This is a genomic window from Pseudomonas sp. WS 5051 (assembly GCF_012985715.1).
GTDB lineage: Bacteria > Pseudomonadota > Gammaproteobacteria > Pseudomonadales > Pseudomonadaceae > Aquipseudomonas > Aquipseudomonas bubulae.
In genome coordinates this window covers 13,447-26,709 of sequence record NZ_JAAQWV010000026.1, presented here as the reverse complement: position 1 = coordinate 26,709, position 13,263 = coordinate 13,447, and the positions used below count along the sequence as shown (strand labels likewise).

Sequence of the window (13,263 nt, the reverse complement as noted above, 5' to 3'; positions counted from 1 at the left end):
CCATTGCGTTTTAAACCCTGATTTCAATGGAGCTATGGATCGCGCATGTTTGAACATATTGACTTCAATTATCTGCTGGCAACGTATGGTTACCTGGCCATTTTTATCGGCTGTTTGCTCGAAGGTGAAACCATTCTGATCCTCGGGGGGATGGCGGCACACCAGCATGTCCTCAAGCTGTTGCCGGTGATTGGTTATGCCAGCCTGGCGGGGATGCTGGGTGATCAGTTGTTGTTCTGGCTCGGGCGTTATTTCGGTGCTCGCCTGTTGCCCCGCCTGCACAAACAGCAGGCCGCTATTGATCGCGTGACGCAGTTGATTGGCCAGTATCCGACGGTGTCCATTTTTTCGGTGCGGTTTTTGTATGGCATGCGCCTGATCGGGCCCATGGTGATCGGTGCCAGCAAGGTCTCGCCATTGAAGTTTCTCTGCATCAATGCCGTGGGCGCGGCCGTGTGGGCAACGCTGTTTGCCAGTGGCGGCTATTGGGCCGGGGAGTTTCTCGAAGGCGTACTGGGCGACCTTAAGCCCTATCGCTTGCCGATTGCCCTGGGCGTGGTCGCATTGATGGTGGTGGTGGCCGTTGCCCGTCACTACAGGGCGAAAACCAAAGCGGTCAAATCACTTTGACAGCCCGGCCAATAAACTGGATCGGCCCTGTCGGCTTGCCTGTTGTCGAACCGTTGGGGCCTTCCAGGGTCAGCTCGAAAAGTTGATTGGGCGACAGCGGCGGCAGGCGCTCCAGTGGCAGTGACAGCACTTGTCCCGGCTTGACCAGCCCCAGGGACACCGGCCCGGCCCAGTCGTCGGCCTTGGTCCAGAACTCCAGGGCCTTGTCGCCGGGCACTTGCGCGACGCCAAGGGGGATCAGCTGGATGTGTTCACGATCGTTGGCCTGGATGACCCAGCCGGGTGCCTGACTTTGTGGTGCCACCAGAACCACCACATAGGCGGGCGGTGAGATGGCTGGGGTCACGGACCACAATGCCACGCCCAGTGTCAGCGTTGCGGCCAGGCCTGCGGCCGTCAGGCCGCGCCACAATGGCAGAAGGTTCCACCAACCAGTACGGGCCTGTGTTGGCGAGGCTGGGACATTCAGGGCGTTCAGGCTGCGCTCGATTCTCGGCCACAGCCGCTCTGAAGGCTGTTGCGCCGGGGCAAGGTCGTTGAGGGGCAACAGTCGCGCTTCCCAGCGATCGACTGCGGCCTGAAGATCAGGCTCATGGGGCAGGCGTTGCTCAAGCGCACGCCGTTGTTGCCCATTGAGCGTGCCCAGCACGTATTCGCCCGCCAAGGCATCGAGATCGTCCGGGTCGCTATTGTCAGGTGTAAAAGTCATCCCATGCACTCGCGCAAGGCGCTCAGGCTGCGTTTGATCCAGGCTTTTACGGTGCCCAGAGGGGTGTCCAGTTTGTTTGCAATTTCTGCATGGGTATAGCCGTCAACATAGGCATGCACAATGCAGGAGCGTCGGGCCGGGTCGAGTTGCTCAAGGCAGCCGTATATGCGCTCGCAGCCATCCGGCCATTGCAGTGGGTCCTGCGTCTGGTGGCGCCCGTCGAGAGTGGCCAGAGGTTGCAAGGCCAGTTCGCTGCTTTCGCTGACTTGAATTTCCAGGCGAGTGTCGCGCCTGCAGTTCAGGGCCAGATGCCGGGTCAGGCTGAAAATCCAGCCTCGTGCAGAACCGCGCCCGGGATCGAAGCTGGCGGCGCGCATCCAGATTTTGATAAAAGCGTCATGCACGATGTCCTCAGCCAGTGCGCTGTCGCGGGCAATGCGTTTGGCTACCCCCAGCAAGCGCGCGCTTTCCTGGGCATACAGGGCCACCAGCGCCTGCTGCTCGCCGCGGGCGCAGGCCAGCAGGCAGGCCTCATAGTCAAATAGTGGCTCAGGTAGTGTCACTGTGTTCCGCCGTTGCAGATGGGACATCTCCGGTCATTGCCCGGTCTCCATCGAAGCAGCGTAGACGATGTAACGCATTAGCGGCTGGCCCAGAAAATGTAATCGGCCTGGTATGGCACTACTTGTCGCTGGCCCTTGTTGGCGGCTGTGCAGGCGCTGGCAGGTGCCGCACCGCCCTTCAGTGCCACACGCTGGATGTAACTCACACCGTTCATGGCACCTTTGCCCTCTGCAGGATTGGCCTTGACCAGTTGATAGGGCAGGTTGCCAGCCCCGGCAGGGGCCACTGCGAGCTGGGTGCCGGTGACTTTGGAACCGTCCAGGGCTTGCCAGGTCGCGGGCGGGCCAAAGTAGCTACCAACTTGTTTACCAGTTGTGTCATTGAGCTGAGCTTTTGGGCCTACAAAAAACCACTCCATTTCGCCTGGAGTGCTGGCTTTTTCTTTGCACTCATATGTGATTTCGCCTACACCAACTGTTGTCATTGCCATCTTGTGGCCGTCGGGAACTCTAATGTTTTCGGGTAAATTCGACCGTGCCCAGGCGCCCTGGGCTGCCACCAGCAGCATGGCGGCAAGTGTCAGGCTGGCATGGCTGATCAAAGGTTTTGCGTTCATGTTCCGATCTCCTGATGGGATAACAGCACGCTGCTGTTACGGGTACTACCCGCAGCAGGAGGATTTGGATGCAGTTGCAAAAAATAAACTTGAAAGGCAAAGTCCGGGAACCCGGTTGCGTGACGGATCCCTTGGCCTAAGCTTGGGAATACAGGCTCAACGCCAAGGGTTTCAAGGCATTGGCAGCACGTTCGCGAAGCCGGTCCGATAATAAAAGGAGATCTGGATGTTTATCCGTTTATTGATCCTTGCTTCTGTGCTGGTTGCAGGCACGGTGCAGGCCGTTGAAGTTCCAAGCCCGCTTGAACAGGATCGCGGCAAGTTTCGCCCGCTGGTAGTGGTCGCCCGTGCAGATGCCGACCCAACCCTGGTCAACCTCAAAAAAGCCCTTGAAGATCCGGCCAACAAGCAGGCTTTTGACCAGCGCAATATGGTGCTCTATACGATTGTGGGCATTACAGGCAAACGCGATGGCAAGGACCTTGAACCCCAGAGCACCATGTCGCTGATTCGCGGGCTCAAGCCGGGGATGATTATCGACAAGGCCAAAGTGATCCTGATCGGCAAGGATGGGGAAAAGAAAGTCGAGACAGTGGGGGATGTTGACCTGGCCGAGCTGTTTAAAACCATCGATGCCTTGCCCGCTGCCGAAAAGGAAACCCAGGCCCCGGTTGCGGTGGAGACGCCGGCCAAGGGCGCAGCCGCTGGCAAATCTACAAAGCCCGCCAAACCGGCAAAAGCGGCTCAGCCCCTGGATGACTGAACACCAGCCAAAAAAAGGCCCGCTGGGGGAAGCGGGCCTAAATGGGATTCACTAAAGGAGTGGATCCAATCTAGGCGCAGCGATGTGAAAGTGATGTGAAAATTGCGCAGTCAAATCATTTGATCGGACAAATGTGTGTGGTCAAAATAATGGCCATCTGTAGCGCAATTCCGGCTCGGTAATCCGATAGTGTGAACACACCGCTCACCAGACTGCCGGATAACAAGATGCCGTTTTCCCTCGAACTGATTTCTGCCTTCGCACTCTTTGCCTTTGTGTCGTCCATCACCCCCGGCCCCAACAACACCATGCTGCTGGCATCGGGGGTCAACTTCGGCTTCAGGCGCACCATCCCCCATGCTCTGGGCATCAGCTTCGGCTTTATGTTCCTGGTGCTTGCGGTTGGATTGGGGCTGGGGGGTGTATTCAAGGCCGTGCCCATGGCCTACACCGTTTTGCGTTATCTGGGGGCGGCGTACTTACTGTATCTGGCGTGGAAAGTCGCCACTTCGGGGCCGGTGTCCGAGTCGGGTGCGGCCCAGGGCAGGCCACTGGGCTTCTGGGGCGCGGCGGCGTTTCAATGGGTCAATCCCAAGGCCTGGGTGATGGCCATTGGTGCAATCACCACCTACACGCCGTCCCAGGGTTATATCGCCAACGTGTTTGTCATCGCGCTGGTCTTCGCCATCATCAACTTGCCCAGTGTCTGCGTGTGGGCCGGTTGCGGCAGTGCGTTGCGCAATGTGCTGACCCGGCCCAAGTGGCTGCTGGCATTCAACCTGACGATGGCGATTCTGCTGGTGGTGTCGCTGTATCCGATTCTGTTTGAGGTTCATTGAGCCATTCCTGGCTCAGGGTGGCGGTGTCACCCAGGTACTCCAATAGCCAGCTCATGGCCGGGGAATGGTTGTTCTGTGCCCAGGCAATGCACGAAGGGCTGGCCGGAAAGGGTCGCTGCAGGCTCAGCGCAAGCAGTTGGCCCTGGTCGATCAGTGGCTGGGCCAGATGGGCGGGCACCATGCCGACACACAGACCGTCGCTCAAACAGGCCAGCCCCGAAGCCCAGTCGGGCACCATCATGCGGCGCTGGTTATCCAGGGTCCAGGTGTCGCGTTTGGGCAGGCTGCGTGAAGTGTCATCCATGCACAGTGCAGGGTAGGGGCGCAGGTGCTCATCACCCAGCAATCCGCCAATGGACGCCAGCGGATGCCGCGGGCTGGCGACGCACAGCCAGTGCAGAAAACCCATGTCGCGAAAGGCAAAGCTCCCCGCCACTGGCACTGCACGGGTGGCTCCGATAACCAGATCGGTACGGCCGTCTACCAAGGCATCCCACACACCGTTGTACACCTCGTATTGAACAATCAGTTCCACGTCGGGGAAATGCCGGTAGAAGTCGATGACCATCTGCTGGCAGCGCGGTTTTTTGATGATTGAATCCACGGCCACCCGCAACTGGCCGCTCCAGCCATTGGCAACCTGCTGGCAAAGGCGGCGGGTGCCGAGCATTTTTTTCATGACGTCGCGGGCTTCTTTGACAAACATCCGCCCGGCAGGCGTGAGTTCCACATCCCGGTGACGACGTACAAACAGCGGTACCGCCAGCCATTGCTCCAGTTGGCGCACGGTGTAGCTGACGGCGGAGGGAACGCGGTGCAGTTCCTGGGCTGCGCCACTGAAACTGCCGTGGCGGGCGACTGCATCAATTACATCCAGGGAGTATTCAGACCACATGGGTTTGCCTTCAAAAAATTCGATGCCAGTTGGCAATTATTATCGCTTCACAAGCAAATCCTCAGCTGGATAATGCGCGGCAGTCAACAAATTGTTTGATGGCAAGTTTTTGGGTGCACATGAAAAACACTTTTGGTTTTACCTGTTATCTCGCCGGGCTGAGCATGCTGGGCTACCTGGCAATGGATATGTACTTACCGGCATTTGGCACGTTGCGCAGTGAACTGGGGCTTTCAGCCGGTGCGGTGGGCGCGAGCCTGAGCATCTTTCTGGCCGGGTTCGCGATCGGCCAGTTGCTCTGGGGGCCGTTATCGGACCGCCTGGGGCGCAAACCGGTGTTGTTGGCGGGGTTGTCGCTGTTTGCCCTGGGGTGCGCGGGCATGTTCTGGGTGCAGGACAGTGTGCTGCTGTTGAGCCTGCGGTTTATTCAGGCCATCGGCATTTGCGCGGCGGCAGTAACCTGGCAGGCGCTGGTCATCGACCGATACCCGCCTGACCAGGCCAACCGCGTGTTTGCCGGGATCATGCCGCTGATGGGACTGTCACCGGCACTGGCTCCTTTGCTGGGGGCCGTGGTACTGAGTCACCTGGGCTGGCAAGCGATTTTTGCGGTATTGCTGGGCCTGGCGGTGTTACTGATCGTACCCACGTTGCTGCTCAAGGAAAAACCCCGTGTGGCGCCAAAGGCAGTTAAAACCGGGGTGAGCTATTGGCACCTGCTGTGCACGGCTAAATTCAGTGGCAACGTCATGATCTTCGCCGCATGTTCGGCCAGCTTTTTCGCCTGGTTGACGGCCTCACCCTTTATTTTGGGCGATAGGGGTTATAGCCCAAGCGATATCGGTTTGAGCTACGCGCTGCCTACTGTGGCATTTATGGTGGGTGGTTACAGCTGTCGCAGCGCCTTGCAGCGGATCAGTGGGCGGGCGCTGTTACCCTGGTTGCTGGTGGCTTACTGCGCAAGCATGGTCGGGCTGTATGGGGTTGCGACCCAGACCGTGCCGACGCTGACCACCTTGCTGATCCCGTTTTGTTTGATGGCGCTGGTTAACGGTGCGAGTTATCCGATTGTTGTCGCGAGCGCACTGATGCCATTTTCGGAGAACTCAGGCAAGGCGGCAGGTTTGCAAAATACGTTGCAGCTTGGGTTGTGCTTTTTGGGCAGCCTGCTGGTGTCGACCTTTATCAGCCAGCCGCTGCAAATCACGGTTGAAGTAATGCTGGCTACGGCGCCGCTGGCGGTGCTGGGGTATTTTATTCAGCGACGCAAGGTGAAGGCGCAGGCATTAGTGGCGTCTTGAGGGGCAGGTCGCCCCGGTGATTTCAGCTCAACGAAAGCGCCGGATATCTATCCGGCGCGTCAGTCAAACCCGGCTATACGCTTGCACCCCCCATTCCAGCTAGGCCATTTGGACGATGTGCCTGTGACTCACCAGTCCGATTATCGAAGGAAGGTTCTGGACGCCTCGCCGAGGAGGCAGCCAGAGCATCCACGATAATAAAAAGAGGACTGGCTGCATGAACTCTGCCCAGCAACTGAATCGTGCAGCGAGGCATCGACCATGCGCTCAATAATTGGCTATCTGGTTTGCCTGATCGTCGCTGTCACCATCGCGTTTACCTTCTCTCCACGTCATGCCTCCGATGTCGCTTCGGCCCAGTTGCGGCCCGATCGTCTGCAAATCAACGGTATGTTGTATCTGGATAAGCGGGTGGTGGCCGTCGGCGAGCGCGGCAATATTTTGCTCAGCGACGATCAGGGGGGCTCGTGGCAGCCAGCGACGGTCAAGCCGCAGCGTGATCTGACCCTTACCGCACTGGTGGCGCTGCCGGATAAAAGCCTGCTGGCGGTCGGCCATGATGGCTGGATTGTGCGCTCCGAAGATGAAGGCGCCAACTGGTCAGAAGTGCGCTTCGAAGGCGAAATCGCCGAGCCTTTGCTGGGCATCTGGAGTGCCGGCGGCAATCGTGTCCTGGCGTTCGGCAGTTTCGGCAAATTTTACCAGTCCGGGGATGACGGTCGCACCTGGCAAGCCCAGCCGCTGGAGGTGGATAGCGCTCACCTCAATGGCATGGATGGCGGAACAGACGGTCGCCGCATGGTGGTCGGCGAGCAAGGGCTGGTGCTGCGCAGCGACGATGGCGGGCACAGCTGGCACAAGCTCGAGCCGTTCTATAACGGCTCGCTGTTTGGTGTGGTACGCCTGAGCCCCGATCGTTGGGTGACCTATGGCATGCGCGGCCATGTGTTTGTCAGCCAGGACTTCGGCCAGACCTGGGAACCGGTAAAAGTCGGCAATCAATTGCCGCTCTACGGCCATGTCCTATTGCCCAACGACGGTGGCCTGCTGATTGTCGGTGCTGGCAGCTCGCTGGTACGCCTGGACGGCAAGGGTGAACTGGTCAGCGCTACGCGCTTGCCGGGGCTGGGTACTTTGACTTCGGCGGTAATGGTGGGCTCACGGCTGCTGGTAGGCGGCGAGCGCGGTGTGTTCCAGGGGACTGATGGCGGTGTTGCTGCCCTTGGAGGTGCCCGGTGAGCAGTGAAAACAGTGTTGTAAATCGCACGGTCGAGCGTATTGCCGACTTGCTGATCGTCTGGCGCAAGAGCCTGTTGGCGCTGTTTGTATTATTGACCCTGGCCCTGGGTTACAGCGCCACACACACGCAACTGGACCCGGGCTTTAACAAGCAGATCCCGGTGCGCAATGCCTTTATGGTCAACTTTCTCAACTTCAGCCAGTACTTCACGGGGGCCAACCGTTTTCTGGTCAGTGTGAAGTGGAAAGGCGAAGGCGATATCTATAACCGCCAGTACCTGGAAACCCTGCGCAAAGTCACGGATGACGTGTTTTTTATCAATGGTGTGAGCCGTGCCAGTGTGACGTCGCTGTTCACCGCCAATGTGCGCTATATCGAAATCACCGAGGACGGTTTTTTCGGCGATGTGGTGATGCCACCGCGCTTTACCGGCACGGCCGAAGACTTGTCCCAGGCCCGCAACAACGTCGCCCGCTCCGGACAGGTCGGGCGTCTGGTGGCCAATGATCTGACCTCGTCGATGGTGCGCGCCGACCTGCAGGACATGGACCCGCAAACCGGCAAATCGGTGTCCTATGCCGAGGTGGCCCAGCGGCTGGAAGATATCCGTGCCAAGTACAGCAATGATGATATCGAGATCAACATCGTCGGCTTCGCCAAGCTGGTGGGGGACGTGGTTGAAGGCCTGACGACGGTCATCGGCTTTTTTGTGATTGCCTTTGTCATCACCGCGTTGATGCTGTGGGTCTATTCACGCTCATGGCGCCTTACGGTGGTTGCGCTGGCCGTGGCGCTGCTGCCGGTGGTCTGGCTGTTGGGGTTGCTGCCGTTGCTGGGGCTGGGGATCGATCCGATGTCGATTCTGGTGCCGTTTCTGATCTTCTCGATCGGCGTCTCCCATGCGGTGCAAATGACCAATGCCTGGAAACAGGATGTACTGGCGGGCAGCTCTGCGGTGCAGGCTGCGCACGGCGCTTTTTGCAAGATCTTCATCCCGGGTTCGCTGGCGTTGCTGATGAACGCCCTGGGTTTCGGCGTCATCATGCTGATCGACATTCCCATCGTGCATGAACTGGGCGTGACCGCATGCATCGGGGTGATGCTGATGATCATCACCAACAAGCTGATGCTGCCGATCATCCTGTCGTATCTCAAGCTTGAGCCGGGGGCGATGGCCCAAGGGCTCAAGGTGCAGGGCAAGCACGCGCTGTGGTGGCGGCTGTCGGCGCTGGCCGAGCCAAAACCGGCGCTGGCGGTGTTTGTGGTCAGCCTGCTGCTGCTCGGTGTCGGTGCCTGGAAGGCCCGGGATCTGGCAGTGGGCGATATCGGCGTGGGTGCGCCGGAGCTGCGCGCCGATTCGCGCTACAACCAGGACAACCAGAAGATCATCAACAGTTATTCGATTGGCCTGGATGTGATGTCGGTGTTCGTGCAGGTCAAGGGCATCGAAGAAGGTTGCCTGGCACCGCAAGTGATGCGCGCCATTGAATCATTCGACTTCCAGATCCGCAGCGTGGCCGGTGTGCAGTCGGTGCAGAGCGTGGCGGGCATGGGTAAAGCCGTGATTGCCGGCAATAACGAAGGCAACCCGCGCTGGTCGGCGATCCCCGGTTCCGAGCGCGGCCTGAGCCAGGGCTCTCGCGCTTACATGCCGGACGACGGCCTGGTGACCGAAGGCTGCCAGCGCATGCAGATCCTGGTGTTCCTCACCGATCACGAAGGGTCGACCGTGAGCCATGTAGTGGACGAAACCCAGCGCATCATCGGCGGCTTGCAAGGGCCAAACGTGGAGTTTCTGCTGGCCGGTGGCAACGTGGGGGTGATGGCGGCGTCCAACGAAGCGGTCAAGCAGGCCGAGGTGGTGATGCTCGCGGCGCTGTTCGGTTCGGTGGCGCTGTTCTGCTGGCTGACCTTTGGTTCATTGCGCGCGGTGCTGTGCATTCTGGTGCCGCTGGCCATCGTCGCGATCCTGTGCAACGCCCTGATGGCGACCCTGGGCATCGGCCTGAAAGTCGCGACCTTGCCAGTGATGGCACTGGGCGTGGGGGTGGGAGTCGATTACGGGATCTATCTGTACGAGCGGATTGCCCATGAAATGGCTGACGGCAAGGATCTGCGCACGGCGTTCTACCAGGCCATGTGCCAACGGGGTACGGCGGCGGTGTTTACGGCGCTGACCATGTCCATCGGCGTGTGTACCTGGGCCTTTGCTCCCCTGAAGTTCCAGGCTGATATGGGTGTACTGCTGTCCTTCATGTTTCTCGTCAACGTGCTCGGCGCAATCTTTTTGCTACCGGCGCTGGCGGCCTGGTTCAATTTGGCACGACCGTTGGTCAAGGTCAAAACCCGCCCGGCGCAAGCGACCGCCGGGCATTATCCGCTCAAGCCGAGCGTTGCTGCGAAGGACTCTTCAAACCGCTGAAGCAGACAGCTTGCCGGGCTTGTATGACGGCAGGCATACAGACACACTGAGTCGCTTTTGCACAGCTTTACGGATGTGGTGCAAAGGTTAGCCGCTAGTCATAAGAACAATAAAAAGGGCCGGTCATGAACCTGGCCCGAAGCGAGGATAAGTCCGTGGATACAGTGACCTTGAATCACCAGACCCTGGCCGGTCTGGGGCTTGAACTGGCCGATTACGATCAGATGGTCGGCAGCTTTTATGACGGTGCCCTGGACCCCAAAATAATGGGTCGTACCTTGTGTACCGTGCGTGGCATGTTCCGGGCCAACTACGCCACCCTGATCCTGCGAGTGCCCGATCAGCCCGATCTGGGCTTGATGATCGTTGCCGGAGATATCGAAGGCGAGGGCGAGCTGACCTATCAAACCTATCCGCAAACCAATACCCCCTTTGTCGGGCAGGCGCTGGACCAGGTATTTACCGTCGAAGACCTGATGAGCGAGAGCGAGTGGGTGCAGTCGGCCTATTTCAAGGCCTACTGCGGTCCGCAGAATGTCTATCACGTGATGGGCGCCGACATTTCCACGCCCGATGGCGGCAAGCTGCGGTTTCGCATCACCCGGCCAAAGTCTTCCCCGGCTTTCTCCAGTGCCGAGCGTGCCCTGTGCAGCAGTTTTCTGCCGCATTTGCGCCGCGCCCTGCATCTGCACAACCTGCTCGATCGCAGCGAGTCCATGAGCGAGTTGTACGCCCAGGCCATCAGCCGCCTGTCGGTGGCGACCATCGTGCTCGACGAAACCGGCAAGGTTCTGCGCCTCAACCCGGTGGCCGAAGAAATTCTCAAGAACGCTGATGGACTCAAGTTGGTGGGGGGCAGGCTGGAAGCCACTTACCCCAGCGACAACCGCGAGCTGCAACGCCTGGTCAAGCACGCTTTCAGCCAGGAAGTGCGTGAGGGCGGGGCGACAGCCGATGCGATGTCCGTGACCCGACCTTCGGGTCAGGTCAGCCTGGGGCTGGTGGTCGAGGCCATTCCGTCGCTGGAGTGGGCCGAAGGCAAGAGCAAGCCGGCGGCAGTGATCTATATCCGCGACTCGGTAGGCAAATCGCTGGCCAGTGAAGTGGTGACCAAACAACTGTTCAACCTGACCAAGGCCGAGACGGCGCTGGCGATGGAACTGGCCAACGGCTTGTCCCTGGAGGAAGCGGCGGAAAACCTGAATATCCGGCGCAACACCGCGCGGGCGCATTTGCGTTCGATCTTCTCCAAGACCGGTGTGCGCCGCCAGACCGAGCTGGTGAGGATTTTGCTGAACAGCGTGGTCGCGTTGGGAAAGCCCAAGTGCGCCTTGCGAGCGGCTGAGTCCGTGGTGGTGCCGGCGCCACAACTGGCGCGTCCGGTTCGTAAAAGCGCTTAAGGATTTATGCCCGCCGGCGAGGGTGTTTGCGCCACCGCCGGTTTATCGTCAGCCAGGCCGCCTGCGCCTGCATCATCAAGGAAAGTCTTATGCCAGTTACTGCTGTCAGCGGTTCCGCTTCCGGGATCGGCGCCGCCGTGTGCGCGCAATTACGAGCTGCGGGCCACCGGATAATCGGAATTGACCGTGGCAATGCCGAAGTGGTCGCTGACCTTTCGACCCGTGCCGGGCGCCAGGCGGCAGTGGCGCAGGTGCTTGAGCAATGCGGCGGGGTCCTCGACGGGCTGGTGTGCTGCGCCGGGATCGGGGTGACCGCACCTTCCAGTGGCATCGTGCTGGCGGTTAACTACTTTGGCGTCAGTGAACTGCTTGATGGCCTGGCCGATGCGCTGGCCAAGGGGGAGAACCCGGCTGCACTGGTGATCGGTTCAGTGGCGGCCACCCATTCGGGTGCCGAGCAGGAACCAATGGTTGCCGCGATGCTCGCCGGTGACGAGGCGAAGGCGTTGGAACTGGCCAATGCCCTGGGTCAGACGCACCTGGCCTATGCCGGTTCCAAGTATGCGGTGACCTGTGCCGCACGGCGCAAGGCGGTGCAATGGGCCCCGCAAGGTATCCGTTTGAACGTGGTTGCACCGGGCGCGGTGGAAACCCCGCTGCATCAGGCGGCCAAGGACGATGCGCGGTTTGGCAAGGCCGTACGTGAGTTTGTCGCACCACTGGGGCGCTCGGGCACTCCTGAAGAACTGGCCCGGGTTGTGGCTTTTGTGCAATCGGCGCAGGCCAGTTTCATGACCGGCAGCGTAGTGTTTGTCGACGGCGGCATGGACGCAATGGTGCGTACACAGCGTTTCTGACCGCTAAGGGGCTTTTATGAACAAAGTGGCATTTATTACCGGCGCCAGTCGCGGCATTGGTCGTGCAACCGCGCTGGCCTTTGCCCGTGCAGGTTTTGATCTGGCCATCAGTGCGCGCAGCTTGGACGAAGGTCAAAGCCATGCCCACGGCTTGCGCAACCCGGATGGTACGCCGCTGCCCGGCAGTTTGAATGCCACCGCAGCGGCAATCCGTGAGCTGGGACGCAAGGCGCTGGTGGTGCCCATGGACCTGCTCGACAGTGAGTCGGTACTGGCCGCCAGCCAGGCTGTGTTTACCGAATATGGCCGGGTGGATGTACTGGTCAACAATGCCATCTACCAGGGCAGCGATCTGAATGTACCGTTTATGCAGTTGCAGCCCGAGACCCTGGAGCGAGTCTTTCAGGGCTATGTGATGACACCGTTCTTGCTGACCCGGGCGGTGGTCAGCCAGATGCTCGAGCAGGGCGGCGGTGTGGTGATCAACGTCACCTCCGGTGCTGGAGAAACCGATCCGCCGGTGGCAGCGGGCAAGGGCGGCTGGGGTTACGCCTATGGTGCGGGCAAGGCGGCAGTGTCGAGGCTGTCGGGCATATTGTCGGTGGAACTGGGGGAGCAGGGGATTCGTGCCTATACCCTCAACCCGGGTGTGGTGACCACTGACGCATTGCGCGCCACCATTGGTGACAAAGGCGTCATTGCCCTGCGTGCAGGCTCTGCGCCGCCAGAGGTACCAGCAGCGGTGATGCTGTGGCTGGCTACCCATGAAGGGGCGGTTGATCACCAGCGCAAGACCATTCACTGCCAGCCGTTTGCCCGTGAACACGGGATTGTCGAGGATTGGCGCTAAGCGCTCCCTCACCCTGACCCTCTCCCAGGGGGAGAGGGGACTGACCGCACGCGGCTCAAAGATCACCGCAAACCAGCTCCCTCTCCCTGCGGGAGAGGGTTGGGGTGAGGGCAGCCCCTCTAGTCCATCTGAACGATGAGCCCACCCCGAACCTCGGTGAAGATCATCGGGTAAAGC

The 13,263-nt window shown here is 59.9% G+C and carries 13 protein-coding genes; 9 read left to right on the top strand and 4 right to left on the bottom strand.

Annotation, left to right across the window (positions count from 1 at the left end):
- Positions 1–45 precede the first annotated feature (45 nt).
- Positions 46–630: a DedA family protein gene (locus HBN79_RS23515; RefSeq protein WP_095023738.1), complete on the top strand. Its 585-nt coding sequence runs from the start codon at positions 46–48 to the stop codon at positions 628–630.
- Here the strand turns inward: HBN79_RS23515 and HBN79_RS23510 are convergent.
- The 3 genes from HBN79_RS23510 to HBN79_RS23500 form a co-directional block, all read right to left on the bottom strand.
- Positions 617–1,339, bottom strand: a complete 723-nt coding sequence (locus HBN79_RS23510) for an anti-sigma factor (protein ID WP_169917298.1) — start codon at positions 1,337–1,339, stop codon at positions 617–619. The two genes, HBN79_RS23515 and HBN79_RS23510, sit on opposite strands and share 14 nt — an antisense overlap.
- Positions 1,336–1,902, bottom strand: a complete 567-nt coding sequence (locus HBN79_RS23505) for a sigma-70 family RNA polymerase sigma factor (protein ID WP_095018709.1) — start codon at positions 1,900–1,902, stop codon at positions 1,336–1,338. The genes HBN79_RS23510 and HBN79_RS23505 overlap by 4 nt, the downstream gene beginning before the upstream one ends.
- 77 nt (positions 1,903–1,979) lie before the next feature.
- Positions 1,980–2,519, bottom strand: coding sequence for a DUF3455 domain-containing protein (locus HBN79_RS23500; protein ID WP_169917296.1), 540 nt, complete (start codon positions 2,517–2,519; stop codon positions 1,980–1,982).
- Positions 2,520–2,745: 226 nt separating this feature from the next.
- Between HBN79_RS23500 and HBN79_RS23495 the strand changes: the two genes are divergently transcribed.
- Positions 2,746–3,282 carry a DUF4174 domain-containing protein gene (locus HBN79_RS23495; RefSeq protein WP_095003323.1) on the top strand — a complete coding sequence of 179 codons (537 nt, stop codon included), beginning with the start codon at positions 2,746–2,748 and terminating at the stop codon, positions 3,280–3,282.
- A 227-nt stretch (positions 3,283–3,509) separates the two neighbouring features.
- Entirely contained in the window at positions 3,510–4,121 is a 612-nt protein-coding gene (locus HBN79_RS23490) for a LysE family translocator (RefSeq protein ID WP_095003324.1), read from the top strand.
- On the opposite strand, the gene punR is transcribed toward HBN79_RS23490, so the two are convergent.
- On the bottom strand, positions 4,057–5,016 hold the full coding sequence (gene punR / locus HBN79_RS23485; RefSeq protein WP_095003325.1) for a DNA-binding transcriptional activator PunR: 960 nt from the start codon (positions 5,014–5,016) through the stop codon (positions 4,057–4,059). The genes HBN79_RS23490 and punR overlap by 65 nt on opposite strands.
- Before the next feature lie 119 nt (positions 5,017–5,135).
- Here punR and punC point away from each other — a divergent pair, with 119 nt between their 5' ends.
- The 6 genes from punC (at position 5,136) to HBN79_RS23455 (ending at position 13,086) form a co-directional block, all read left to right on the top strand.
- Positions 5,136–6,317, top strand: coding sequence for a purine nucleoside transporter PunC (gene punC, locus HBN79_RS23480; protein WP_169917294.1), 1,182 nt, complete (start codon positions 5,136–5,138; stop codon positions 6,315–6,317).
- Between the two features lie 261 nt (positions 6,318–6,578).
- Complete coding sequence (locus HBN79_RS23475; RefSeq protein ID WP_169917293.1) at positions 6,579–7,556, top strand: YCF48-related protein; 978 nt, start codon at positions 6,579–6,581, stop codon at positions 7,554–7,556.
- Entirely contained in the window at positions 7,553–9,979 is a 2,427-nt protein-coding gene (locus tag HBN79_RS23470) for an MMPL family transporter (protein WP_095003327.1), read from the top strand. The genes HBN79_RS23475 and HBN79_RS23470 overlap by 4 nt, the downstream gene beginning before the upstream one ends.
- A 125-nt stretch (positions 9,980–10,104) precedes the next feature.
- Positions 10,105–11,379, top strand: a complete 1,275-nt coding sequence (locus HBN79_RS23465; RefSeq protein WP_095003328.1) for a helix-turn-helix transcriptional regulator — start codon at positions 10,105–10,107, stop codon at positions 11,377–11,379.
- Positions 11,380–11,468: 89 nt separating this feature from the next.
- Complete coding sequence (locus tag HBN79_RS23460; protein WP_095020701.1) at positions 11,469–12,236, top strand: SDR family oxidoreductase; 768 nt, start codon at positions 11,469–11,471, stop codon at positions 12,234–12,236.
- Positions 12,237–12,252: 16 nt separating this feature from the next.
- The gene (locus HBN79_RS23455; RefSeq protein ID WP_095003330.1) at positions 12,253–13,086 is read left to right on the top strand and encodes an SDR family oxidoreductase; all 834 of its coding nucleotides are present in this window, start codon (positions 12,253–12,255) and stop codon (positions 13,084–13,086) included.
- Positions 13,087–13,263 lie beyond the last annotated feature (177 nt).

Coding starts and splice junctions, on each gene's coding strand:
- HBN79_RS23515 (WP_095023738.1), top strand. CDS start 46: ATGTTTGAACATATTGACTTCAATTATCTGCTGGCAACGTATGGTTAC.
- HBN79_RS23495 (WP_095003323.1), top strand. CDS start 2,746: ATGTTTATCCGTTTATTGATCCTTGCTTCTGTGCTGGTTGCAGGCACG.
- HBN79_RS23465 (WP_095003328.1), top strand. CDS start 10,105: ATGAACCTGGCCCGAAGCGAGGATAAGTCCGTGGATACAGTGACCTTG.
- HBN79_RS23455 (WP_095003330.1), top strand. CDS start 12,253: ATGAACAAAGTGGCATTTATTACCGGCGCCAGTCGCGGCATTGGTCGT.
- HBN79_RS23510 (WP_169917298.1), bottom strand. CDS start 1,339: ATGACTTTTACACCTGACAATAGCGACCCGGACGATCTCGATGCCTTG.
- HBN79_RS23490 (WP_095003324.1), top strand. CDS start 3,510: ATGCCGTTTTCCCTCGAACTGATTTCTGCCTTCGCACTCTTTGCCTTT.
- HBN79_RS23460 (WP_095020701.1), top strand. CDS start 11,469: ATGCCAGTTACTGCTGTCAGCGGTTCCGCTTCCGGGATCGGCGCCGCC.
- HBN79_RS23500 (WP_169917296.1), bottom strand. CDS start 2,519: ATGAACGCAAAACCTTTGATCAGCCATGCCAGCCTGACACTTGCCGCC.
- punC (WP_169917294.1), top strand. CDS start 5,136: ATGAAAAACACTTTTGGTTTTACCTGTTATCTCGCCGGGCTGAGCATG.
- HBN79_RS23475 (WP_169917293.1), top strand. CDS start 6,579: ATGCGCTCAATAATTGGCTATCTGGTTTGCCTGATCGTCGCTGTCACC.
- punR (WP_095003325.1), bottom strand. CDS start 5,016: ATGTGGTCTGAATACTCCCTGGATGTAATTGATGCAGTCGCCCGCCAC.